We start from the raw sequence: 23915 nt of genomic DNA, 5'->3' as shown, positions 1-23915 counted from the left end.
TAGTCGTCCCGGCGCCCGCTGCGCCGCGCGGAAAGCCTACCGGCGCCGGAGGTGGGTTACGCGCTCAGGCGCGGCCGGGCAGGACCCGGAGGTGACCGCGGCGTCCGGACGGGCCGTCCGGCTCGGTGGCGGGCGGCGCGGGCTTGTCGGAACGACCGGCCTCGCGCACGGCCTCGGCCAGCGCGGTCAGCTCGTCGGCCGACGGGTCCGGAGCGGCGAAGGCGCCTTCGTGCCGGACGACTTCCCAGCCCTTGGGGACGGTCAGCCGCAGCGCGTGGGCTTCGCAGAGGTCGTACGAGTGGGGCTCGGAGGCGGTGGCCAGCGGGCCGACGACGGCGGTGGAGTCGCTGTAGGCATACGTCAGCGTGGCCACTGCCGGCTCGAGACAGCCGGTACGCGAACACTTCCGTACGCTCCGCACGATCCGAAACGATAGCGCGTCGCCGCAAGGTCGTAGGAGCGACACGCGCTGGGACGTGCCGACCGCATAGACTTCCGGGGTGGCGACGGCTCGTGATTACCGACAACGGCGGCGCCTGCGACGGGACCGGCACGGCCGGGGCCTGCGCGGGACGCTCTATCCGGCGACCCTCCCCGCCGCCGCGAGCCGGGCGGAACGGTTCGACGCGCTGGTGCTCGACGCGCTGGAACCGATCGAAGCGCGGTGGCGCCACGAGCTGACCAAGCTGGACGTGGCGGTCGACGACGTGCCCGAGGTCCGCGAGAACGGCAAGGCGCCGTCCGACGGGGTGCTGCACGACGGAGCGGTCCCGCTGTCGCGCCTGGTCCCGGCGGGCGTGGACCGCACGGGGATGCCGACGCGGGCGCGGATCGTGCTGTACCGGCGGCCGCTGGAGGCGCGGGCGAAGGACCCGGCGGAGCTGGCCGAGCTGGTGCACGACGTGCTGGTGGAGCAGGTGGCGGGATATCTCGGCGTGGAACCGGACGTCATCGAAGGCGAGTAGCTCTTCGGGCTAGTCGCTCTGCGGGGCTGTGGTCGCTTGTTTCGGCGCGAACGGGCCGCTCGCGCCCATCGCGGCCGCGCTGCGCGAACGGGCCACTCGCGCTTGTTCGGGCACGAACGGTCCTCTCGCGCCCCTCCCGCGCTGCGCGAACGGCCCACTCGCGCCGGTTCGGGCACGAACGGCCCACTCGCACCCATCACGGCACCAACGGACCGCTCGCCGCCCATCCACACGCGCGAACGCTCCACACGTGCCAGAAGCCGCGCGAACGGGCCGCTCGCGCCCACGCTGTCGGGCCGCACGAACGGGCCACTCACGCTTGATTCGGCACCAACGGGCACTCGCACCCACGCAGCCCCGCCGCACCAACGGGCCACTCGCGCTTCCTTCGGCACGAACGGGCCACTCGCGCCCCGGCGACCGCGCTGCGCGAACGGGCCACTCGCGCCCCGGCAACCGCGCTGCGCGAAGGGACCACTCACGCTCGTTTCGGCACCAACGGGCCACTCGCACCCACCCAGCCCCGCAGCACCAACGGACCACTCGCGCTTCTTTCGGCACCAACGGGCCACTCGCGCCCCCGCAGCCGGACTGCTCGAAGGAGCCACTTGCGCCGATCGCGGCGCGAACGGGCCAGTCGCGCCCACCTCCACACCGCGCGAAAAGGCCACTCGCGCCCGAACCAGCGCGAACGGACCGTTCGTGCCCGGGCGCGGGCACCGAAGAGCCCGGCAAAGCTCAGCGGCGCCGCCGCGCCGGAACCGCCGTCAGCAGCGTGAACAGCACCGCCGCCAGCTGGGCCAGCAGCAGCAGGTTCCGCTCCGTGCCCGGGAACTCCACCGTCACCTCGGAGGTCGTCGGCGGGACCGAGACCGCCACCTGGTGCCCCCACGCCGGGACGATCGGCACCCCCTTGCCGCCCACCGACGCCTTCCAGCCCGCTTCCTGCTCCGCCGCCAAGACCAGCAGCCGCCCGGTCGGGCCGTCCGAGACCCGGACGCGGACGTCCGGCAGCCCGGCCTGGACCGGCACCACGCCTGGCGCGTTGCCGGGCGCGCCCCCGCCCGTCACCGCCGCCTTGGCCTGCTCCGGGGAAATCAAGATCACCTGCCCCGCCGGTGACAACAGCCGCAGCACGCCGCGGCCGTCGGATGTCGGGGCCGCCACCGAGACCATGTCCTTCGCCAGCGGTGGGTACGCCTGGGCGTCGACGCCCGGCGGGAGCACCACGTACTCCACCCCCGCGGCCGCCGCCGCGGCGAAAGTGCGCTGCACCGCGGCCGCGTCACCCTGGCCCAGGTCGCGGCGCCAGGTCGCCAGCCGGGTCGGGGTGCCGGGGGTGGGGGCCAGCTCGTCGTCGCCGTAGTGGGGCAGGCGGCCGCCGATCTGGCGGGTCGCGTCCGGCGCCAGGTCGAGCACCGACCGGCCCGACGCACCCAGCGCCGCCGTGACCTCCGGGGCCAGCGACGGCCGCGCGCCGGCGCGAAGAGGCCCTTGCCCGCCGACGACCACCGCGCCGGCCGCCAGTGCCACCAGCACCGCGACGCCGGCGGTCGCGAACACCTTCGGCAGCCACGTCGCCGGCACTCCGGCCGAGCGGCCGCGCTGCCACGAGCCGAGCACCACCCACAGCAGCCCCGCGCCGACGATCAGCAGCGGCACCCCCGTGTGGCCGTGCGCCGCGGGGCCACCCTGCATCGGCGTCGCCGTGACGAGCCGGACCAGGACCAGGCCGCCCGCACCCAGCGCGGCCAGCGCGAGCCCGCCCGCGGCCAGCTTCGTCGGACGCACCACCAGCGCCACCAGCGCCGCCGCGATCACCGCGACGCCGATCGGCCAGGCACCCGGCCCGCCGGGGTCGAGCCCGGCCAGGTCGGTCCCGGAGACCGCCGAAGCCGCGCCGCCCAGTCCCTGGACGAGCAGCTCCGGGTGCTTCAGCAACACCGTCGGCCACGGCAGCAGCAACGCCAGCGGCAGCAGCACGACGATCCCGACCGACGCGATCCGCCGCGCCAGCCCGGTCGGCGCCGGCAGCACCACGAACCCGATCAGCAGCCCGGCGAGCGCGAGCCCGTGCGCCAGCGGGGAGAACGCGCCGAGCAGCGCGACGCCGAACGCCGAGAGCGCCGACACGTGCAGCCACCGCGTGTCCGCGCGGACCAGCAGCCCGGCGATGCCCGCCGCGACGAGCGGCAGCACCAGGTGCACCACTACGACGTCGAGCCTGCCCTGCGCCACCGCCGCCGTGGCGGCCGGCAGCAGCGCGTACGTCGCGGCGATGACCGCGCGGACCCAGCGCCGGACGCGCAGCCGCCGCGTCGCCACGTACGCGCTCAAGGCCGCCAGCGGAATGTCCCCGAGCAGCAGCACGGCGACCAGCGCCGCCGGGCCGCCGATCGGCGCGAACACCGCGCCGAGCGTGCCCAGCACCGGCACGGTCGCCGACGCCGGCGCGCCGGTGCCGCCCGCGACCGCGTGCCACGGCTCGAGGTACGACGTCCAGAGCTCCCCCAGCCCGCCGACCGGAAGCAGTTTGCCGCCGAACAGGTCGAGCCCGAGCCGGGCGCGGTTGACGACCAGGCCGAGCGCGGTCATCACGACCAGCAGCACCACCGGCGGCGCGAAGATCGTCGCCCCGAGCACCCGGCGGCGGTTGACCTCGACGAAGACGAGTTCCGGCTCGGGCGCCGGAGTGACGTCTTCGGCGGCTTCCCGTTCGGGCGCCGCGGTTTCGGGCGCCGCGGTTTCCGGCAGCGCGACGGCGACCAGCGTGCCCGGCCGCCGCAGCCCGGACCCGCGCGAGCTGACCCCGCGCAGCGCGCCCGCGGGCAGCGCGTCCGGCCCGACAGGACGGTTCTCGCGCGCGTCGAGCGCTTCCGGCGTCACCCACGCGGACTCGGTTTTGACGGTCTCGGGCACGGTCCCGAGCGCGACGTCGTTCTCCACACCGCGCCGCACGAGACCGACCACACCGGCGCGGACGGCGTTGCGCAGCCGCGTCGCACGACCTGTGAAGAGCCCGCGAACCGTGCCAGGCCGCGGATTCCGCCGTCGATGGGCTCGCGCGGCGCGCAATCCGCCGCGTCCACTGAGGAGGTAGGTGGCCGCCGCGAACTCCGCGCGCGCTTCACCGGTGCGTCGCAGCAGGACGAACGCCAGCGCGCGCAGCACCGACAGCAGCGGGAGCCGGATCATGCCCAGCCAGAAGGAAAACGGCGAGCAGTTCACCAGGAACACGCGCAGCCCGTGGGCGCGGTTCGCGGCCGCGAGCGACGCCGGGACGGCGTCCGCGGGCCGCTGGCCGGTGGTGACGGCACGCGCGTGCCGCACCCGCGCGGTCGGCACGGACAGCACCAGCCCGCCCGCCGCGTTCGCGCGCCAGCCGAAGTCGAGATCTTCGCGCAGCAACGGGAAATCCGGGTCGAACCCGCCGAGGGAGTCCCAGGCGTCGCGGCGCACGAGCGAGCCCGCGCTGGGCACGGCGAGCACCTCGGCCGGGTCGTCGCCGGTCGCGGCGATCTGCTGGCGGTGCCCGGACGCGTCGGTCGACAGGCCGGCTTCGACGATCAGGCGCGGGTCGGTCCAGTCGAGACCGAGCGCGCCGAGCACGGTCGCGGACGGTTTCGCGGTGGCCACGCGCAGGAGTTCGTCGAGGCAGTCCGGTTCGGGCGCGCAATCGTCGTGCAGCAGCCAGAGCCACGCTCCCGGGTCGCCCCACCGCTCGGCGGCGTGCTCGACGGCTTCGGCGACCGCGGCGGCGAAGCCGGTTTCACTCGAAAGCGTGATGATCCCGGAGAGCACGGGAGAAGAATCCGGGTCGCCGTCCGGGTCGGCCGCTTCGGCCAGGAGACGGGGGGTCGCGTCGGTGGACCCGGTGTCCACGGCGAGCACGTGCCGGGGGGCGACGGTGCTGCGGCGCAACGAAGAAAGCGCCAGCGGCAGCCAGTTTTCACCGTTGTGACAGACCACAATGGCCAGAACGGGCGCGGTGCGCAGGGCGGGCGGCGCGGCGGTGCGGGGCAACAAACGCTCCAGATCAGGCGGCGGATCGGTGCGGCCACCCTACGGCCCCGGTCCGTCACCCGATGGTGAACCCACGCCGAGTGTTCACCACATGGAATCACCGGTGACGCCACGCATCACCGGTGATCTCCCCTCAAACCGCGCGTTTCTTCAGCTTCCGGCGCTCCCGCTCGGACAGACCGCCCCAGATGCCGAAGCGTTCGTCGTGGGCCAGCGCGTACTCAAGGCACTCGTCCTTGACCTCGCAACCCAGGCAGATCCGCTTGGCTTCGCGGGTGGAGCCGCCCTTCTCCGGGAAGAACGCCTCCGGGTCCGTCTGCGCGCACAGAGCGCGTTCTTGCCAGTCCTGCTCTTCTTCGGTGGCATCGATGAGCTCGGTGAGATCTCCCAGAGCCTGCTCCGGGATCTCGCCCCAACTCATGACGTGCCCCCATTCCTTACCATCGGCTTCCAACCGCACGTCCGCCTCCTCGCTCCCTAGCACTCCCCAGGCTGGCGGTGGTGAAACGACACCCGTCGTCCCCTCGACGACGAATGACATCACTGTGATTACACCCGTGTAGTGCGGTCAGGTCAAGCGGAGTAGCGAGTTCGGGGGACCCTTCGGCCCGATCGCGCAAGGGGACACGCCGGTAACTTCACACCGGGCATACGGAAGACTGGAAGCGTGCAGAAGTCAGCGACGCGTCCCAGCCCGGTCTTCCTCGGCATCCTCGCCCTCACCGTCGCCGGTGGCGTGATGGCGGCCTTCGGCGACGTCACCACCGTTCTGGTCGGCGACCGAGATCCGCTCCTCATCGCCGGCGTCGTGATCTTCGTCGCCGCCGGCTGGGTGGCGTCGTTGTCGCTGCACGAGTTCGGCCACGCGATGGTCGCCTACCGCGGCGGTGACTACAGCGTCGCCCACAAGGGTTACCTGACGCTGGACGTCCGGAAGTACACCGACCCGGTGCTGTCGATCGTCCTGCCGCTCATCTTCCTGATCATCGGCGGCATCCCGCTGCCCGGTGGCGCCGTCTGGATCAACCGGGGCGCGCTGCGCTCACGCGGGACGTCCTCGTGGGTCTCGCTGGCCGGCCCGCTGAGCAACCTCGCGGTCGGCGCGGCGCTGACGCTCGTGGTGTCACTGGTGCCGATGGCGGGCGGCCTGGTGGTCGCGATCTCCTACCTGGCGCTGCTGCAGGTCCTGACGTTCATCCTGAACATCCTCCCGATCCCCGGCCTCGACGGCTGGGGCGCGATCGAGCCGTACCTGCCGCCGCAGGCGCGCGAGTTCGGCGCCAAGGTGCGCCCGTGGGCGCCGATCGCCCTGTTCGCGATCCTCTGGTTCTTCCAGCCCGCGAGCAACGCGCTGTGGGACGGCGCGTTCTGGATCTACGACGGCCTCGGCGGCTTCGAAGAGGGTGCCCGCGCGGGCGCGAGCGTCTTCCGCTTCTGGAGCTAACGCGTCAGCGGGCCTGGACCGGGTGCGCCGTCAGCCAGGTGTGCGCCCGCTTCCAGACCTCCTTGAGCCCGGACCGCTCACCGAGGTAGTCCCCCGCCGCGCCGACGACCGGGAGCATGCCCAAAGCCCGGTGCACGAAGTTGCCCCGCGGCCGCTTCTCCAGCTCGCCGGTGATCGCGAGCAGGCCGCGGCCGAGGCGCCACAACGTGCCCGCCGCGGCCTTGACCGTCGCCTTGCCGTGTTTCTTCTCGGACGCCGTGAGCTCTTCGGTCAGCCTCGCGGCTTCCTCGGCCTCCGCGGCTTCGTCGTGCTCCGGGTGCCGTCCCGCCGCGAGGTCGGCGTCGATGTCCCGCTCGAACAGCACCGCCGCGATCAGCTGGACGCGGGTCCCGACGTCCGTGACGCCGTACTCGCCCGCGATCGCGCACAGCAGCAGCCCCTGTGACGCCGCGCCGAGCGTGTCCTGCACCGGCAGCCGGTCGGCCAGCGCGCCGCCCAGGCCGGGGATCGACGTCAGCAGCGCGGTGAACCGGCCGACGCGGTTCATCCACCAGCTCGACCGGTCGTAGCCGGTCATCCGGCCCCACGCGGCCGTGCCGGGGACCTTCACCGACGTCAGCCCGTGGATCAGCTTCGCCTTGAGACCGGACTCGACCTCGGCGAGGTCGTCCTGCTCCCGCCGGTCGCGCGCCTGGAGCCCGAACGGGTCGGACTCGCGCAGCGCGTCGAGCATCGGCCCGCAGGCCCGCACGAACGGGCGCAGCACCGCCACGACCTGCTTGTCGGAAATCGCCTCAGCCACGTCCCGGTTTCCTTCCCGCCGCACGTCCCAGCCCGCCGCCGAGCACCATCGCGCCGGGTAGCGCGCTCGCACCGAGCAGCAGCAGCGCCCGCCAGTCCTGGATCAGCACCAGGTCACCGCCCGGGCCCAGCATGCCGAACCCGAACACGACGAGCACCCACACGACGAGGGGTACCCACGAAAGAGACGGCCGCACCAGCTTCGCCGTGGTCGACACCAGCAACGGTGTCGTCACCGCGCCGAGGAGCACCGTCACCGGCAGCGGGACGACACCGATCCGCAGCGGCAGGAAGAACAGCTCCAGCACGCCCAGCAGCACGGCGTCGGCCGCGAGCAGGAGCAGGAAGCCGAGCTGGACCCCGCTCAGCCGGTCCGGCGCGGTCACAGTCCACCGAACAGGTCGACGTCCGCACCCTCGGCCGGCCCGTGGGCCAGGACGAAGTGGTCGTGCGCCGGGATCGGCTGGGCCAGCTCGTTGGTCAGCGCGAAGTGCGGGACGGCGCCCTCGACCACGGTCAGCTGCGTCGCGTGCGCGTGCAGTGCCGACAGCTTCGCGGGCAGGTGCGCGGCGACGTCCAGGACGGTCGTGATCTCTTCGTCCGGGGTCACCGGCAGCTCGGCGTCGGGCGGCACCGGGAACCGGGACGTCCCGTCCGCCCGCAGCTCGGCCAGCCCGGCGCGGACGGCGTCACGCGACGCGACCGTGTGGAACACCCGCGCGACCGACGAAGCCCGGGGCGCGGCGGCCATGGTGACCTCGTGGGCGCGGATGTGGTCGGGGTGGCCGTAACCGCCGAAGGCGTCGTAGGTGACGACGACCTGCGGCCGGACCTCGTCCAGGATCTCCGCCAGCTGCGCCGCCTGCTCCCCGAGGGCACCACCGGCGAACGCCCGCGGGTGCGCCGCCGCCGGCGTGCCCGCCATGCCCGAATCGCGCCACCGCCCGATCCCGCCCAGGTAACGATGTCGTGACACCCCCAGCGCGGCGCACGCGGCCTTCAGCTCGGCGACGCGGTAACCGCCCAGCTGGTCGGCGGCCCAGGCCCCCAGCCCGGCCAGCTCCGGCAGCTCGCGGACGATCTCGCCCTCCTCACCGAGCGTGCAGGTCACCACGGTCACCTCGGCACCTTCGGCGGCGTATCGTGCGATCGTGGCGCCGGTGGTGATGCTCTCGTCGTCGGGATGGGCGTGGACGAGCAGCAGCCTTCGCGGTACCGGGGAGATCACGGGTTGAGCGTAATTCCCGTGCTCCGACCTTCGTCGGGGACACCCTCGGTTATCCTCGCGCGAGTCGCGACCGCCGCGTCGTGATCGTCTGTACCCCCACGAAGGGCATCTTGGTGAGCACTGAAGCAACTTCGGCCGACGTCGCCGGCGTGTCCGGTTCCGTTCTGTCGATCTCCGACCTGAGCGTGTCGTTCCCGACCGAGGACGGCGTCGTCGACGCGGTCAAGGGCATCGGGTTCGACGTGAAGCCCGGCGAGATCGTCGCCGTGGTCGGGGAGTCCGGCTCCGGCAAGTCCGTCACGTCGATGTCGGTGCTGGGCCTGCTGCCCAAGACCAGCCGGATCGCCGGCGAGCTGCGCCTCGGCGAGCGCAACCTCGCGGACCTCAAAGAAAAGGACATGCAGAAGATCCGCGGCAACCAGGTCGCGATGATCTTCCAGGAGCCGATGACGGCGCTGAACCCGGTCTACACGATCGGCTGGCAGCTGCGTGAGGCCCTGCGCTCGCACCAGGACATCTCCAAGGCCGCCGCCGACAAGCGCGCCGTCGAGCTGATCGACCTGGTCGGCATCCCGAACCCGGAGCTGCGGTTCAAGCAGTACCCGCACCAGCTGTCCGGTGGTCTGCGCCAGCGTGTCGTCATCGCCATGGCGATCGCCTGCGACCCGCAGGTCATCATCGCCGACGAGCCGACCACCGCGCTCGACGTCACCGTGCAGGCGGAGATCCTGGGCCTGCTGCGCAAGCTGCGCGACACCCTCGACACCGCGATCGTGCTGATCACCCACGACATGGGCGTCGTCGCCGACATGGCCGACCGCGTCATCGTGATGTACCAGGGCGAGATCGTCGAGCAGGCGCCGGTGCGCGAGCTGTTCGCCTCACCCAAGGAGGACTACACCCGGCGGCTGCTCGCCGCGGTGCCCGTCCTCGGCCAGCGCCCCGAGGGCCGCCGCCTGCTCGACGACGCCGGGATCGCCTCCGACAGCACCGAGGCGGCCAAGATCGCCGAGGACATCCGGCTGGCCGACGCCGAGCTGGAGGCCGTGATCGAAGAGGCCGCGCCGGCGCTGGAGATCAAGAACCTGGTCCTCGAGTACCCGGGCCGCCGCGGCCAGACCAAGAACCGCGCGGTCGACGACGTCTCGCTGACCATCGCCAAGGGCGAGATCGTCGGCCTGGTCGGCGAGTCCGGCTCCGGCAAGTCGACCGTCGGCCGCTGCGCCGTCGGCCTGCTCCGGGCCACCCAGGGCACCGTCGCGATCGCCGGCAAGGACATCACGACGATGTCCGCGAAGGAGATCCGCCCGCTGCGCCGGTTCTTCTCGATCGTCTTCCAGGACCCGGCGTCCACTCTGGACCCGAAGATGACGATCGGCGAGTCGATCGCCGAGCCGATGGTGCTGCACAAGGTGCTGGCCGGCAAGGAGCTCTCGGCGCGCGTGCGCTCGCTGCTCGACAAGGTCGAGCTGGGCGGGCACTACATGAACCGCTACCCGCACGAGCTCTCCGGCGGCCAGCGCCAGCGCGTGGCGATCGCCCGGGCGCTGTCGCTCGACCCGGCGCTGCTGATCGCCGACGAGCCGACCTCGGCGCTGGACGTGTCGGTGCAGGCCCGCGTGCTGGACCTGTTCCTCGACCTGCAGCAGTCGCTGCAGTTCGCCTGCCTGTTCATCAGCCACGACCTCGCGGTCGTCGACCTGCTGGCCGACCGCGTCGCGGTGATGCAGTACGGCAAGCTGGTCGAGGTCGGCAGCCGTGACCAGGTGCTGCACTCGCCGCAGCAGGAGTACACGCGGCGGCTGCTGTCGGCGGCCCCGGTCGCCGACCCGGTGCTGCAGGCCGAGCGCCGCGCGGCGTGGGAAGCGGGCCGGCTGGCGCCGGTCGCCGACTGACGCTCTTTCAGACACGCGGAAGGCCGCCACCCGGCTCGGGTGGTGGCCTTCCGGCGTTTCACGGGTGGTACGGCCGGCCGAAGGCCGGGTCCTCCTCGTCCGGCCGCTCCGGGGCGTACTGGCGCAGCTCACCCTCCCGGATCATCCAGACCCGGAAGAACAGCTGCTCCTGATCCATCAGGAAGAGCTGGACGGCGTGCGGGGCACGCCACGGGAGCCCCCGCACCCGGTCCAGCAGGGCGGCCGGGTCGGCGTGGTTGAGCGCGCCGGCCCAGACCGCGCACTCCGGGGACTTCCAGCCGCCCCAGGGCGGGTCCTCGCCCTCGGTCGTCCGGCGTAGGTAGCCGCAGCCGAGCGCGGCCGGGTCGTAGCGCCTGGGCGCTTCGGTGCGCAGCCATTCGCTCAGCGTCTCGGCGGCCTCCCAGTCCTCCATCGCGGTGGACAGCATCATGTTCGTCACCCAGCTCACCCGGCGATTCTGCCCGGTCGCCCTGGTCAGCCGACGCGGATGCGGGGGTCCAGGATGCCGTACATCAGGTCCGCGACCAGGTTGGCCACCACGACGCTCGCCGCGATCACCACCAGCCAGCCCATCAGGACCTGCGGGTCGTTCTTGTTGACCGCCTCCACCAGCAGCGTGCCCATGCCGTGCCAGTTGAAGACCGTCTCGGTGATGATCGCGCCCGTCACCGTGGCCCCGAAGTTGACCGAGAACAGCGTCATCACCGGGATCAGCGCGTTGCGGAACGCGTGCCGCCAGATCACGCGGGAGTTCGAGACGCCCTTGGCGCGCGCGGTACGCACGTAATCGGCGTCCAGGACCTCCAGCATCGACGCGCGCTGGAACCGGCTGTAGGCGGCGAACGTGATGGCCATGATGGACAGTGTCGGCAGCAGGAACGCCCCGACGTACTTCGCGAGCGCGTCACCGACGCCGGTGGCCGAGAGGCTCTCCGGGCTCGTCGTGCGCAGCCACGGGTCGCCGAGGACGTCCGCGAGGCCCAGGTCGCGCACCCAGGTGTTGGCGCGGATCGCGTAACCCTTGAGCACGATGGCGACGCAGAAGATCGGCATCGAGAACATCAGGAACGCCACCGTCGTCGCGAGGTAGTCCCAGAGCGAGTACTGCTTGACGGCGGCGAGCACCCCCACCAGCACCCCGAAGACCAGCGCCAGCACCGAAGCCGCCAGCACGAGCTCGAGCGTCACCGTGAAGGCCGCCATCACCTTCGGCTGCACCGGGGCCAGCGCGTTGCCCTGGGCGATCGAGATGCCCCAGTCGCCGGTCAGGAAGTGGCCGAGCCACGTGAAGTACCGGGCGACGACGCCCTGGTCGAGACCCAGCTGGTGCTCGCTGTTGGCGATCGCCTGGGCACTGATGCCGGGCTTGCCACGGAGTTCGCCGAGCGGGTCTCCGGTGTTGGACACCATGACGAAGCAGAGGAACGTGCCCACCAGCAGGACCGGGATCGAGATGACCAGCCTGCGGAGCACGTAGAGCACGAGATTCATCCACAACCCCCACCACGGTCAGGCACGCGGACAGCATCCGGCTCCGCGACGCCCCGGCCAACCTTTCGGCATCCGCCGAATCCTCGGCGGCGGTTGCGTCACCCTTCGCCCGGGGAGGACGATTCCCCCATCCAACGGCGGGTCGAGGGCCTGTGATCACTTTTGTGCTGAGTCCGGACGTGCTCGGGCGGACGCGGTTCTGCTTCTCGCCGCTGGCCGAGGCGACGTCGAGCCTGCGGCTGCTGGGCCTGCCCCACCCCGCGCACGTGCACACGCCATGGCTGCGGCAGGCCCGGGCCCGGCTGGACGGCGTCGACCTGGAGCTGCTGCTGTCCGTGGTCCCGCCCGGGCGGTACATCGCTTCGTGCCTGGTGCCTCGCGGGCGGATTCCTCAGCCGTCGCTGGAGGATCAGCTGTCCGCGCTGACGGCCGTCACCGCCGACGAGCTGGAGCGCGACCTGCGCGAAGTCTGGTCCGGCCGGACCCCGCCCCGGCAGGTGGCCGACCTGCTCGCGTCCGGCACGCGGGCGACGGCCCGGTTGGCCGAGGCCCTCTGGGACTACTGGGACGCGGCGATCCGGCCGCACTGGCCCCGGATGTGCGCGGTGCTCGAGGACGACGTGAGCCAGCGGATGGCCGCTCTGGTCGACCACGGGTTCTTCGCGCTGTTGCGGGACCTTCACCCGGAGGTCAGCATCGAGGGCAACCTCCTGCGCATCGACAAGCCGCACTTCGCCGACGCCGTGTACGAGGCGTCGGAGATGATCCTCACCCCGTCGGTGTTCACCTGGCCGGGCCTGATCCTCGAGGACGGTGAGACGGGCTGTTTCGGGCTGACCTACGCCGCGCGCGGCATCGCGCGGGTGTGGGAAGGGGCCGACGCCCTGGCGTCGAAGACCGCCGAGCCGCTGGCCACGCTGCTCGGCCGGACCCGGGCGGCCATCCTGCGGCGCACCGACGTGCCGATGTCCACGACCCGGATCGCCCGCGAGCTCGGGCAGAGCCCGGCTTCGGTCAGCGAGCACCTCGCGGTCCTGCGCGACGCCGGCCTGGTGACCAGCCGGCGGTCGGGCCGCAGCGTCCTGTACCGGCAGACCCCGCTGGCCGAGTACGTGCTGCGCGCCCAGCTCGGCGGCACCCAGGACGAATCGGCCGGACGCTGAAACGACGACGCGGGGGTGACCGATCCGGTCACCCCCGCGTCGTGCGTTCAGGCTTTCAGGCCTTCATCCTCCGCTGGCGCGGGTCGAAGGCGTCGCGCAGACCGTCACCGATGAAGTTGATCGTCAGCGAAATCAGCACGAGCACGACGAACGGCCCGAAGAACAACGCCGGCCGCGTCTGCAGCTGCGCGTAGTTCTCCAGGATGACCCGGCCGAGCGAGGTGTCCGGCAACTGCACACCCAGGCCGATGAACGACAGCGCGGCTTCCGCCAGCACGGCCTGGGCGACCGCGAGGGTCGCGTTCACCGTGATGCTGCCGACCATGTTCGGCACCAGGTGCTTGAAGATGATCCGGAACGTCCCGGCACCGGAGGCGCGGGCCGCGTCCACGAACTCACGCTGGGACAACGACATCGCCTCGGCCCGGGTGATCCGGGCGATCTGCATCCAGCCGAAGGCCGCCAGCACCAGCGCGACGATGTACCAGGAACCACCGCCGAACACCTTGGCCAGGATGGCCGCCGCGGCGATCTGCGGGATGATCAGGAACAGGTCCGTCACCCGCGAGATCGCCGAGTCGGAGAACCCGCGCAGGTACCCGGCGACCGCACCGAACACCACGCCGATGACGGTGGCCAGGATCGACACCGTGAGCGCGATGAGCAGCGAGTACTGCGTGCCGCGCAGGACCTGCGACACCATGTCCTTGCCGACCTGCGTCGTGCCCAGCGGGAAGTCCCCGCTCGGCTTGGCGAAGGACGGGAAGGAGCTGTCCTCGTAGTTGTGCTTCCAGATCAGCGGCAGCACGATGCTGAGCAGCACGATCAGGATGAGCACCGCGGACGAGGCCATCGCCAGCTTGTGGTGCAGGAACTTGCGCAGGACCAGCTTGCCCTGGCTCCGCGGCTCCGGCAGCGCCTCCGGGGGCAGCGTGCCCTCGGCCGTCGCGGTTTCGCTCGCGAGAAGAGAGTTCAAGTCAGCCAACGCGAATCCTCGGGTCCAGGATGCCGTACATCATGTCGGCGATCAGGTTGGCAACGATCACGCTGCTGGCGATCACCACGAGCCAGCCCATCATCACCTGAGTGTCGTTCTTGCCGACGGCTTCGACCAGCAACGTGCCCATACCGTGCCAGTTGAACACCGTTTCCGTGATGATCGCGCCGGCGAGGACCGACCCGAAGTTCACCGAGAACAGCGTCGTCACGGGGATGAGCGCGTTGCGGAACGCGTGCCGGAAGATCACGCGGCCGTTCGGCAGGCCCTTGGCGCGCGCGGTGCGCACGTAGTCGGCGTTCATGACCTCGAGCATCGAGGCGCGCTGGAACCGGCTATACGCGGCGAAGCTGATCGCCATGATCGACAGCGTCGGCAGCAGGTACGCACCGATCGTGCTCGCGATGAAGTCGCCGACGCCGTCGGTCTTCAGCTGCTCCGGGCTGGTCGTGCGCAGCCAGGGGTTGCCGAGGATGTCGGTCAGGCCGAGGTCGCGCACCCAGCCGTTGATCTCGATCGCGTAGCGCTTCAACACGATCGCGACGCAGAAGATCGGCATCGAGAACAGCAGGAAGGCGAGGGTGGTCGCGATGTAGTCGATGATCGAGTACTGCTTCACCGCGGCCAGCACACCGACGATGATGCCGATGACCAGCGCGAGGATCTCGGCGCCGACGACCAGCTTGAGCGTGACGCCGAACGCGGCCATCACCTTGGGGGCGACCGGCGCGAGGGCGTTGCCCTGGGCGATCGAGATCCCCCAGTCACCGGTGAGGAAGTGCCCGAGCCAGTCGAAGTAGCGGGGCACGATGCCCTGGTCCAGGCCCAGCTTGGTGGCCGTGGCGGCCAGGGCTTCCTTGCTGATCAGCGGGTTGCTCTTCAGCTCGCCCAGCGGGTCGCCGGTGCCGGCGACCATGACGAAACACAAGAAAGTCCCGACCAGCAGGACGGGAATCGATATCGCCAGACGGCGAAGGATGTAGATCACCAGGTTCAACGAACTGCTCCTCATCCGGGCCTGGTCTTCAGAAGTGCGCTGGACCGCTACCCGGTTGTCTACCGTAGTGGGGGTAACCCTACGGTCAACAGCTACTTCCGGTGGGTACCGGGGCCCGGCTCGTGGCCGGGCCCCGGTACCCCCAGGTCATCTGGAGCGAGGGGAAAGAAGAGGCGGGCAGAGCCCTACTTCTTCTGCTCCCACTCGCCGGCGTTCCACAGGGCACCGTCGTACGACTGCATGTACACGCGGTCGATTCCCTTGAACGCCCACATGCTCGGCGTCTGGAACAGCGGCAGCGTCGCGTAGTTGTCCGCGATCGCCTTGTCGACGTCCTGGTAGGCCTTGAGCTTGACAGCCTCGTCGGTCGCCTTCACCGCGATGTCGTAGTTCTTGTCGATGTTCGGGTCGCAGAGACCCTGGTAGTTCTGCTCGCCACCGTTGGCCTTGCAGACGTAGATCGACCGGGACTCCGACTTGCTCGGCGAGGAGGACCAGCCGAACAGCGCGACGTCGTAGTCACTGGCGGCCAGGCGGCCACCCTTCAGGAAGTTGGCGTCGGTCTCGTCCTTGACCTCGATGCCGGCCTGCTTCGCCTGCGAGATGATGATCTCGACGGTCTGGCTGCGCCGCGCGTTCTGGTTGTGCGTGATCTTGAACGAGGCCCGCTTGCCGTTCTTCGCGAAGATGCCGTCGCCGCCCTTGACCCAGCCGGCGTCGGTCAGGGTCTTGGCCGCCGCGTCGGCGCCCAGGCCCGCCTTGCTGCTGTACTGGTCCTGGTAGCCCTCTTCACCCTGGAAGAACTCGATCGAGTTCAGCGGCGAAGCGTCGGCCTGGACCTCCTTCAGCAGCTTGTCGGTGATCTCCTTGCGGTTGACCGACTCGAAGAACGCCTTGCGCAGGTCCTTGTCGGAGAACATGCGCGCGTAGTTCAGGTCGAGGTGCTCGAAGGTCAGCTGCGGAGCGGAACCGTAGGTCACGCCCTGAGCCGCGAGGCCCTTCAGGGTCTGGGCCGCGGTGGCGTCCGGCTGGGTCGACGCCGCGACGTCGATCTCGCCGTTCTGCAGCGCGGTCGCCATGGCCTTGGTGTCTTCCATCGCCCGGATGACGATCTTCGACGGGCCACCCTTGCCGCCCGACCAGTTCGGGTTCTTCTCCAGCGTGACGGCCTTCTGGTTGGCGTCGAACGCGGTGATCTTGTACGGGCCCGACGACGGCATGATGTCCGCCTTGAAGCCCTTCCACTCGTTCGTCCAGAAGTCACCGGCCGCCTTGAGCTGCGCCGGGTCGCCGGTCGGAGCCAGCTTGGTGATGTCCGCGATGCCGGTCTTGGCCTCGAGGACGTGCGCCGGCATGATCGCGGCGCTGTTGAACAGGCCCTTGTAGTCCAGGTACGGCTGGTCGAAGTCCGCCTCGAAGGTGAGGGCGTCCTTGCAGGTGCCGGTCTTGATGCTGGAGTAGCCGGTGGTCGACGCCGCGTTGAACGGGGTCTTGCCGTCCGGGCCCTTGGCCAGGCCGCTCTGCGACAGCCACGCCAGGTACAGGTCCTTGCAGTCGAAGGCCTGCCCGTCGGACCACTTCTGGTTCGGCTTGAACTTGTACGTGACGATCTGCGGGTCCTTGGAGGTGACCTCCGCCGACTCGAACACGTCGCTGTTCAGCAGCTGCTTGTTGTTGCCGTCGAGCTTGAAAACGCCGGAGAGCACGGACGTCAGGACGTAGTTGTTGTACGACGTGTTGGTGTCGGTGGTCTGGTTGTTGTACCCCGAGTACCCGTCGTCGATACCAACAGTGACCGTGCCGTCGTACCCCGGGGTGTCCGCGAGCTTGAACTGGTCAGCGGTTTCGGCCTTGCCGACAGCCATCGCCTTGACGTCGGTCGACGACCCGTTCTGGTCGGTGTTGCCCGAACCCTCGTCGCCGCCACTGCAAGCGCTCAGCAGCAGCGAAGCGCCGGCGACGAGCGCCAAGGCGGAGACAGCTTTGGATCTCCTCATGAAGTGTGCCCTCCTAGCACTGAACCCTTGAATATCGGGACAAGGGCCCACACCGCTCCGGTTTGGATGGGCCGGAGCCTACGACACGCCAAGCGACACTCAACTGGCGCACTGCGGGTGCACGCTAGAAAGGAAAAGCACCGACAGTCACCAGTTCAGGGTCGATCGTGACCAAAGGGTGACTTCCAGCCGACATCCAGAAATACGACGGTTACCTCATGGAATCAATGCCACCCACCCGAAGGCGTCGCCAAAGATCACTCGGTAGTACTGAATGCGTAGCCGAGTGATTACTTCGGGCCGCGAGTCCAGTTCACGGCGGACCCGAACGGACCCACCATGGGGGGACCCGGCGTGACGCCCGAGATGCCCGAACCAATCGCCAGTGTGTCAGCCATCTGGAACAACGGAATCACCACGTTCTGACGCCAAAGTTCAGGCTCAAGGGTGGTCAGAGCCTCGGCGATGGGGGTCGAGCCGGAGAGCGCCGCGTCGATCGAGGGCTGCAGCGCCGGGTCGCAGAACCCCGCCGAATTGCCCGGAACGACCGGTTTGTTCGTGTCCGCGCCCGCCGCCGTCTGCTCGGGGCGGCAGCCGAAGGTCGACGCGAGCACCGACGCGGTGTCGCCGCCGACCGCCTGCGGCACGACCGCGATGTCGACACCGACGTTGCCGGCCGAGTCGCCGGCCGGCTGCTGCACCCCGCCGACGACCGGCATCGCGAGCAGGCCGCTGAACAGGTCCCGCGGCGGCGGCGTGATCGCGTTGACCTCGATGCCCTGCGCGGCCAGCTCGCCGGTGAGCTCCTTGGCGATCGACGCGTACGGCTCCTGGGCGGCGGGCGAGGCGATGACCAGCGAGAGCGCCTTGCCGTTCTTGCGCCAGGTGCCCGCGGTCTTGGTGTACCCGGCCGCCTTCAGCGACTCTTCGGCCTTCGCGACGTCGGGCGCGGTCGGCGGGCCGGGCGGGATGGTCGCGGTGTACCCGGCGACCGAAGGGGCCTTGACCTGGGCGTCGGCGTGCAGCGTCGCCGACGGGCCGCCGTTGACGCCTTCGGTGATCAGCTTGGTCCGGTCGACCAGGGCGGCGATCCCGGCGCGGACCTGCGCGTCCTGCAGCGTGGCGCTGACCGGGCGCAGCAGCACGTCGGCGACGAGCGGCCGGGCCACGGTGTGCAGCTGGACGGCCGAGCCGAGCTCGCCGAGCCGCTTGAGCTCGTCCCCGGTGGTCCTGGCCAGCGCGAACTGGTCGTTGCCGCTCTGCAGCGCGGCGAGCAGCGTGTTCTGGTCCGAACGGCGCAGCACGATCCGGTCGACCGCGGCCGGCTTCTCCCAGTAGCGCTCGTTGCGCTCGAGGATCACCTCGCCGCGGGCGGTGTCGAGGCTCTTGATCGAGAACGGGCCGGCGATGGCCGGGAAGTTCGAGGCCAGCGCGCCGCGCCAGCCGTCGGGAGCGTCCTTGAGCAAGTGGGCGGGCAGCAGGTCCGAGAACAGCGTCTGCCAGCCGGGGTAGGGCTTGGCGAAGGTGACCTCGACGCGCTTGCCGCCCTCACGGGACTGCAGGTCGGTGATCTGCCGGTAGCCGGCCGGGCCGATCACGCCGGGCTGGTCGCGCATCTGGGTGCGCAGGTAGTCGAAGTCCTCGGCGGCGATCGGCGCGCCGTCGGACCAGGAGGCGTCCGGCCGGATCTCGTAGGCGACGACGAACGGCTGCTGCGAGATCACCTGCGCGGACTTCATGAGGTTCTTGTCGAGCAGGGTGGCGCCGTCGTCCTTCTGGCGGAACACCGAGGGCAGCAGCAGCTGCGAGAGCGCCGAGGTCACCTGCGAGGAGTCCGCGAGATTGTGCGGGTTGTACCCGCCGAGCACGTCGTCGACGCCGACGACGATCTGCGACGGCGTCTTGCCGGTGGTCGAGGCCGGCGCCACCGACGACGACACGACCGGGGGTGGCGGGGTGTTCGAGCAGGCGGCGAGCAGTACGGCCGCGAGCGCCAGTACCGGCCCCGCCTTGCGATTCACCCGCACGCCTGTTCCTTCCGGATTCCCACCGATCGGGTCAGCCATGCTCCCATGACCACCTTCGCCGCCGGAACCGAGATTCCCATACCCGGATCGGCCGGGTCCGGCGCCCCTTCGTGGCGCTATGGAAAAGGACGCGCGGACCGCCGTCCGGGTTCCCGGACCGTTCCGGAACGGCGGAACGAACACGGCCCGGACACGAGACGGCGCCGGGCGGAGGTGAACACCAGGCGAGCCGCCTATAAAGATATAAGGAGAAGCTCGATGATTTCGGTGACGCTGGGCCCCGGTATATCGGACGCAGGGTCACGAGCGCAATCGAAAAAGGGCCTCCCGGCGACTGCCGGGAGGCCCTTTCCGGATTCGGATCAGACGTTGTCGCGGCTCTTGGCGCGCGAGCGCTCCTTGGCCCGGGTGTTGATGTCCAGCGTGACCTTGCGGACGCGCACGACCTCCGGGGCCACCTCGACGCACTCGTCGACCGAGCAGAACTCCAGGGCCTCTTCCAGGCCCATCTTGCGCGGCCGGGCCAGCGTCTCCATCACGTCGGCGGAGGACTGACGCATGTTCGTCAGCTTCTTCTCCTTGGTGATGTTGATGTCGAGGTCCTCGAAGCGCGGGTTCTCGCCCACGACCATGCCCTCGTAGACGTCGGCACCCGGCTCGACGAAGAACGTGCCGCGGTCGGCCAGCTGGATCATCGCGTACGCGGTGACCGGGCCGGTCCGGTCGGCGACCAGGGAGCCGCTGTGGCGGGTGCGGATCTCGCCCGCCCACGGGAAGTAGCCCTCGAACACGTGGTTCGCGATGCCGGTGCCGCGGGTCTCGGTGAGGAAGTCGGTGCGGAAGCTGATCAGGCCGCGCGACGGGAGCACGTAGACCAGCTTGATCCGGCCGGTGCCGTTGCCGCTCATGTCCTCCATGCGGCCCTTGCGGGACGCGAGGAGCTGCGTGATCGCGCCGAGGTGCTCCTCCGGCGAGTCGATGTACAGGCGCTCGAACGGCTCGTGCAGCTTGCCGTCGATCGTGCGGAGCACCACCTGCGGCTTGCCGACGGTCAGCTCGAAGCCCTCACGCCGCATCTGCTCGACGAGGATGGCCAGCGCCAGCTCGCCACGGCCCTGGACCTCCCAGGTGTCGGGGCGCTCGGTCGGCAGCACGCGGATCGAGACGTTGCCGATCAGCTCGACGTCGAGGCGGGCCTTGACCAGCCGCGCGGTGACCTTGTCGCCGCCGTTGCGCCCGGCCAGCGGCGAGGTGTTCACGCCGATGGTCATCGAGATGGCGGGCTCGTCGACGGTGATCCGGGGCAGCGCCACCGGGCTCTCGGAGTCGGCGAGGGTGTCGCCGATGGTGATCTCCGGGATGCCGGCGATGGCGACCAGCTCGCCCGCGCTGGCCTCGGTCGCCGGGACGCGGGTGAGCGCCTCGGTGACCAGCAGCTCGGAGATCCGGACGTTCTGCACGGTGCCGTCTTCGCGCATCCAGGCCACGGTCTGGCCCTTGCGGAGGCGGCCGGCGTGGATGCGGATCAGCGCGATGCGGCCGAGGAAGTTCGACGCGTCGAGGTTCGTGACCAGAGCCTGCAGCGGCGCGTCCAGGTCCGCCGCGGGCGGCGGGACGTGGCGCATCAGCGTCTCGAACAGCGGGTCGAGGTTCTCGCTGTCGGGCAGGCCGCCGTCCTCGGGCTGCGCCAGGCTCGCCTTGCCGGCGCGCGCGGAGGCGTAGACGACCGGGAGGTCGAGGATCGCGTCGAGGTCGGCGTCCTCGATGTCGCCGGCCAGGTCCAGCAGCAGGTCGTGGGTCTCTTCGACGACCTCGGCGATCCGGGCGTCCGGCCGGTCGACCTTGTTGACCAGCAGGATCACCGGCAGCTTGGCCTCGAGGGTCTTGCGGAGCACGAAGCGGGTCTGCGGGAGCGGGCCCTCGCTGGCGTCGACCAGCAGGACGACACCGTCGACCATCGCCAGGCCGCGCTCGACCTCACCGCCGAAGTCGGCGTGGCCGGGGGTGTCGATGACGTTGATCGTCACCGAGCCCTCGGGCGTCTGGCGGTGGATCGAGGTGTTCTTCGCCAGGATCGTGATGCCTTTTTCGCGCTCCAGCTCGCCGGAGTCCATGACCCGGTCGACGAGCTCGGCGCGCTCGGCGAAGGCGCCCGACTGCCGGAGCATGGCGTCGACCAGCGTGGTCTTGCCGTGGTCGACGTGGGCGACGATCGCGACGTTGCGCAGGTCGGGCCGGGTCTTACCGGTCGGCCGGCCGGTTTCGACGGTAGCGCTTACTGCGGGCACGCGAAGACTCCTGAACTTCAAAGGTGTGGGTGGCCGCGTAAGCCCGTTCGGCATCCCGTGACCGGCTCTGGTCACACGCGGACCTCACCCAGGATACCCGTAGGCCCATTGTGAGGAGCCCCACGCCCCAAGATCGGTTAGGCTCTCCTAATCTGGAGAGCCGGACAGCGTCGCCGATCCTAGGAGCTTGCGCGTGGGCAAGAAGCCGCCGGACGACCCCCGCAAGGTCGTGCGCAAGCTGATGAAAGCCGGCAAGGTCAAGAAGAAGTGCTGCCGCTCCAAGCCGCGCTGCAAGAAGTGCCCGGTGCTGGCGCTGAAGAAGGCGAAGCTCGACCTGGCCGCCTAATGCGGGATGGCCTCGTTGAGCGCCCGCAGCTCGGGCGCGGTCTTCGTCGGCGAGAACTCGACGACCTCGTACTTCGCGAGCTTCCGCACCGCGAAGGGGTCGCTCGCCAGGATCGCGTCCAGCTTCCCCAGCGACATCGGGCGCGTGATGATCACGCCGCCGACGCGCGGCTTCCGCGCCCCGGACGCGAGGAAGAGCCCGCGCTCGTACTGCCGGTCCAGCCACTCCACGTGATCCGGCAGCGCCAGGTCGACCTCTTCGATCGGGGCGATGTAGGTCAGCACAACGGCGAACATGGTTACGACCGTAGCCCCGCTCGGTTATAGTCGCCGTATGCATGCGCAGACGTCCCAGTGGTGGCCGCCCTCGGCGGCCCACTGATCCTGCGCTGGAAACCAGCAGCGGCCGCCCCGGACGGGCGGCCTTTTTCGTGCCTTCGCCGGGGTGGTCCCCGTCGAAAGGACCCACGATGAGCAAGCTGTCCGGGATCACCCCGTCCGGTCACGTCCACCTCGGCAACCACCTCGGGGCCGTGCGCCGCTGGGCCGCCGAGGGCGGGCCGGAGGACCTCTACTTCGTCGCCGACCTGCACGGCATGACGACGTCGCACAACCCCGCCAAACTCCGATCCTTGGCGGGTGAGCAGCTCGCCGTCCTCATCGCCGCCGGCATCGACCCCGAGCGGGTGTTCGTCCAGTCCGATCTCGCCCGCGAGCTCGGCGCGCTGACCTGGGTCCTGGAGTGCACCTGCAACTACGGCGAAGCGGCCAGGATGATCCAGTTCAAGGAGAAGTCCAAGGGCCAGGCCGGGGTGCGGCTGTCGCTGCTGACCTACCCGGTGCTGATGGCCGCGGACATCCTGCTGCAGGGCGCGGACGAGGTGCCGGTCGGCGAGGACCAGCGCCAGCACGTCGAGCTGGCCCGGACCCTGGCCAAGCGCTTCAACGGCACCTACGGCGACGTGTTCACCGTCCCCGAGGCCGTGCTCCCGCCCGCCGGCGCGCGGGTGAAGGACCTCACCGACCCGACGCGCAAGATGTCGAAGTCGACGCGGGACGAGGCCGGCGTGGTGTTCGTGTTCGACGAGCCCGACCAGATCCGCCGCAAGATCCGCCGCGCGGTCACCGACGGCGGTTCGGTGCCGGTGCACGCGCCGGACACCCGGCCGGGCATGGCGAACCTGCTGGAGATCCTCGCCGCCTGCCGGGGTGGTTCGCCGGAGGACCTGGCCGAGGAGTTCTCGTCGTACGGCCAGGTCAAGGACGCCGTCGCCGACGCGGTGATCGAGGAGCTGCGGCCGTTGCGCGAACGCGCGTCGACGCTGCTCGGCGACGTCGCGGAGCTGGACCGGATCCGCAAGGCGGGCGCGGCCCGAGCCGCCGAGCGCGGCTCGCACCGCCTGTCGGCGGCGTTGCGGATGATCGGCGCGAATTGAAGAGCCGCTCCGGGGGCTGCTCTCCTGTGCTCTCAGGCGAGCAGCTCCCGGAAGGCCGGCAGCAGGATGCGGTCGGCGGGCAGCCAGTCGACGTCGTCGAGGTCGTCGGGCCCGAGCCACTGCACGGCCAGGTGCTCCACCGCCCGCGGCTCGTCACCGGGCGAGACCAGCGACGCCGCGTAGATCCGCAGGACCTTGTCCCCGGGCAGCGGGATCTCCTGCCCGACCCGCGCCCCGACCTCGATCACGACGTCCAGCTCCTCGCTGCACTCGCGAGCCAGGGCGAAGGCGTCGGACTCACCGTCTTCGACGCGCCCGCCGGGCAGTTCCCACTGCCCCGCGTGCCCCGGCGGCCAGGCCCGCTGCTGGGCCAGCAGCTTCCCGTCGCGCACCAGGGCGGCACCCACGATCACACCGTTCACAGCCCCGGAATCTACCCGGACGCCCCAACCCCGGCCGCGCCGTGTCGACCCCGCAATCACACGAGCCGACCCCCCAAGCACGTGTCGACCCTTCAAACACACGTGTCGACCCTCCAAGCACGCGAGTCGACCCTCCAAGCACGCGAGCCGACCCTCTAATCACGCAAGCCGACCGTGCAGGCACGCGAAGCGACTCTCCAGGCACGTGAGCCGACCGCCCAGGCACGCGGACCGACCGGCCCGGCACGCCAACCGACTCTCTGAGCACACGAGTCGACCCTTCAGACACGGGCGTCGACCCTCCAAGCACGTGTCGACCCTCTAGACACACGTGTCGACTCTCCAAACACGCGTGTCGACCCTCCAGACACGCGA

21 protein-coding genes are annotated in these 23915 nt (G+C 70.5%); 6 read left to right on the top strand and 15 right to left on the bottom strand.

Annotated elements, in window-relative coordinates; all coding sequences use genetic code 11:
• Positions 1 to 64: 64 nt before the first annotated feature.
• Positions 65 to 421 (bottom strand): DUF3499 domain-containing protein, encoded by a 357-nt coding sequence (locus ACIOD2_RS09990; RefSeq protein ID WP_323323313.1) that lies wholly within the window; start codon positions 419 to 421, stop codon positions 65 to 67.
• Positions 422 to 500: 79 nt separating this feature from the next.
• Between ACIOD2_RS09990 and ACIOD2_RS09985 the strand changes: the two genes are divergently transcribed.
• Positions 501 to 965, top strand: a complete 465-nt coding sequence (locus tag ACIOD2_RS09985) for a metallopeptidase family protein (RefSeq protein ID WP_400536435.1) — start codon at positions 501 to 503, stop codon at positions 963 to 965.
• A gap of 738 nt (positions 966 to 1703) precedes the next feature.
• Here ACIOD2_RS09985 and ACIOD2_RS09980 read toward each other — a convergent pair.
• Together ACIOD2_RS09980 and ACIOD2_RS09975 are read right to left on the bottom strand one after the other, a co-directional pair.
• A complete protein-coding gene (locus tag ACIOD2_RS09980; RefSeq protein WP_400536434.1) occupies positions 1704 to 4988 on the bottom strand; it encodes a glycosyltransferase in 3285 nt (1094 codons plus the stop codon).
• A 133-nt stretch (positions 4989 to 5121) separates the two neighbouring features.
• Positions 5122 to 5409 carry a WhiB family transcriptional regulator gene (locus tag ACIOD2_RS09975; protein ID WP_161790928.1) on the bottom strand — a complete coding sequence of 96 codons (288 nt, stop codon included), beginning with the start codon at positions 5407 to 5409 and terminating at the stop codon, positions 5122 to 5124.
• A 318-nt stretch (positions 5410 to 5727) separates the two neighbouring features.
• On the opposite strand from ACIOD2_RS09975, the gene ACIOD2_RS09970 reads away from it, so the two are divergent.
• Positions 5728 to 6432: a site-2 protease family protein gene (locus ACIOD2_RS09970; RefSeq protein ID WP_400537975.1), complete on the top strand. Its 705-nt coding sequence runs from the start codon at positions 5728 to 5730 to the stop codon at positions 6430 to 6432.
• A 4-nt stretch (positions 6433 to 6436) separates the two neighbouring features.
• On the opposite strand, the gene ACIOD2_RS09965 is transcribed toward ACIOD2_RS09970, so the two are convergent.
• From ACIOD2_RS09965 to mshB, 3 genes are read right to left on the bottom strand one after another with little or no spacing between them, the layout of a single operon-like run.
• Positions 6437 to 7234 carry a hypothetical protein gene (locus ACIOD2_RS09965; protein ID WP_400536433.1) on the bottom strand — a complete coding sequence of 266 codons (798 nt, stop codon included), beginning with the start codon at positions 7232 to 7234 and terminating at the stop codon, positions 6437 to 6439.
• On the bottom strand, positions 7227 to 7619 hold the full coding sequence (locus ACIOD2_RS09960) for a hypothetical protein (RefSeq protein WP_400536432.1): 393 nt from the start codon (positions 7617 to 7619) through the stop codon (positions 7227 to 7229). The genes ACIOD2_RS09965 and ACIOD2_RS09960 overlap by 8 nt, the downstream gene beginning before the upstream one ends.
• Positions 7616 to 8461 (bottom strand): N-acetyl-1-D-myo-inositol-2-amino-2-deoxy-alpha-D-glucopyranoside deacetylase, encoded by an 846-nt coding sequence (gene mshB / locus ACIOD2_RS09955; RefSeq protein ID WP_400536431.1) that lies wholly within the window; start codon positions 8459 to 8461, stop codon positions 7616 to 7618. Before mshB ends, ACIOD2_RS09960 begins: the two co-directional genes overlap by 4 nt.
• Before the next feature lie 113 nt (positions 8462 to 8574).
• On the opposite strand from mshB, the gene ACIOD2_RS09950 reads away from it, so the two are divergent.
• On the top strand, positions 8575 to 10356 hold the full coding sequence (locus tag ACIOD2_RS09950; protein WP_400536430.1) for an ABC transporter ATP-binding protein: 1782 nt from the start codon (positions 8575 to 8577) through the stop codon (positions 10354 to 10356).
• 58 nt (positions 10357 to 10414) lie between these two features.
• Here the strand turns inward: ACIOD2_RS09950 and ACIOD2_RS09945 are convergent, their stop codons facing one another.
• Together ACIOD2_RS09945 and ACIOD2_RS09940 are read right to left on the bottom strand one after the other, a co-directional pair.
• Positions 10415 to 10825 (bottom strand): hypothetical protein, encoded by a 411-nt coding sequence (locus tag ACIOD2_RS09945; RefSeq protein ID WP_400536429.1) that lies wholly within the window; start codon positions 10823 to 10825, stop codon positions 10415 to 10417.
• 26 nt (positions 10826 to 10851) lie between these two features.
• Positions 10852 to 11868, bottom strand: coding sequence for an ABC transporter permease (locus ACIOD2_RS09940; protein ID WP_400536428.1), 1017 nt, complete (start codon positions 11866 to 11868; stop codon positions 10852 to 10854).
• A 164-nt stretch (positions 11869 to 12032) separates the two neighbouring features.
• Here ACIOD2_RS09940 and ACIOD2_RS09935 point away from each other — a divergent pair, with 164 nt between their 5' ends.
• Positions 12033 to 13031 carry an ArsR/SmtB family transcription factor gene (locus tag ACIOD2_RS09935; RefSeq protein WP_400536427.1) on the top strand — a complete coding sequence of 333 codons (999 nt, stop codon included), beginning with the start codon at positions 12033 to 12035 and terminating at the stop codon, positions 13029 to 13031.
• A 55-nt stretch (positions 13032 to 13086) separates the two neighbouring features.
• Here ACIOD2_RS09935 and ACIOD2_RS09930 read toward each other — a convergent pair whose 3' ends face one another.
• The 5 genes from ACIOD2_RS09930 to typA form a co-directional block, all read right to left on the bottom strand.
• Entirely contained in the window at positions 13087 to 14016 is a 930-nt protein-coding gene (locus ACIOD2_RS09930) for an ABC transporter permease (protein ID WP_400536426.1), read from the bottom strand.
• The gene (locus ACIOD2_RS09925; RefSeq protein ID WP_400536425.1) at positions 14009 to 15025 is read right to left on the bottom strand and encodes an ABC transporter permease; all 1017 of its coding nucleotides are present in this window, start codon (positions 15023 to 15025) and stop codon (positions 14009 to 14011) included. The genes ACIOD2_RS09930 and ACIOD2_RS09925 overlap by 8 nt, the downstream gene beginning before the upstream one ends.
• Positions 15026 to 15210: 185 nt before the next feature.
• The gene (locus tag ACIOD2_RS09920) at positions 15211 to 17022 is read right to left on the bottom strand and encodes an ABC transporter family substrate-binding protein (RefSeq protein ID WP_400536424.1); all 1812 of its coding nucleotides are present in this window, start codon (positions 17020 to 17022) and stop codon (positions 15211 to 15213) included.
• A 290-nt stretch (positions 17023 to 17312) separates the two neighbouring features.
• Positions 17313 to 19049, bottom strand: a complete 1737-nt coding sequence (locus ACIOD2_RS09915) for an ABC transporter family substrate-binding protein (protein WP_400536423.1) — start codon at positions 19047 to 19049, stop codon at positions 17313 to 17315.
• A 362-nt stretch (positions 19050 to 19411) separates the two neighbouring features.
• A complete protein-coding gene (gene typA, locus ACIOD2_RS09910; RefSeq protein ID WP_400536422.1) occupies positions 19412 to 21337 on the bottom strand; it encodes a translational GTPase TypA in 1926 nt (641 codons plus the stop codon).
• Between the two features lie 193 nt (positions 21338 to 21530).
• On the opposite strand from typA, the gene ACIOD2_RS09905 reads away from it, so the two are divergent.
• The gene (locus tag ACIOD2_RS09905) at positions 21531 to 21683 is read left to right on the top strand and encodes a hypothetical protein (RefSeq protein WP_247057556.1); all 153 of its coding nucleotides are present in this window, start codon (positions 21531 to 21533) and stop codon (positions 21681 to 21683) included.
• On the opposite strand, the gene ACIOD2_RS09900 is transcribed toward ACIOD2_RS09905, so the two are convergent.
• Positions 21680 to 21979 (bottom strand): YciI family protein, encoded by a 300-nt coding sequence (locus tag ACIOD2_RS09900; protein ID WP_400536421.1) that lies wholly within the window; start codon positions 21977 to 21979, stop codon positions 21680 to 21682. The two genes, ACIOD2_RS09905 and ACIOD2_RS09900, sit on opposite strands and share 4 nt — an antisense overlap.
• Positions 21980 to 22152: 173 nt before the next feature.
• Here ACIOD2_RS09900 and trpS point away from each other — a divergent pair, with 173 nt between their 5' ends.
• Entirely contained in the window at positions 22153 to 23118 is a 966-nt protein-coding gene (gene trpS / locus ACIOD2_RS09895; RefSeq protein WP_400536420.1) for a tryptophan--tRNA ligase, read from the top strand.
• 32 nt (positions 23119 to 23150) lie between these two features.
• Here the strand turns inward: trpS and ACIOD2_RS09890 are convergent, their stop codons facing one another.
• Positions 23151 to 23540: an NUDIX domain-containing protein gene (locus ACIOD2_RS09890; RefSeq protein ID WP_323323345.1), complete on the bottom strand. Its 390-nt coding sequence runs from the start codon at positions 23538 to 23540 to the stop codon at positions 23151 to 23153.
• Positions 23541 to 23915 lie beyond the last annotated feature (375 nt).

This window comes from Amycolatopsis sp. NPDC088138 (assembly GCF_044741685.1).
In the GTDB taxonomy this organism is placed as follows: domain Bacteria; phylum Actinomycetota; class Actinomycetes; order Mycobacteriales; family Pseudonocardiaceae; genus Amycolatopsis.
Note: the sequence above shows the minus strand (reverse complement) of the source record. Positions and strands in the feature narration are given on the sequence as shown.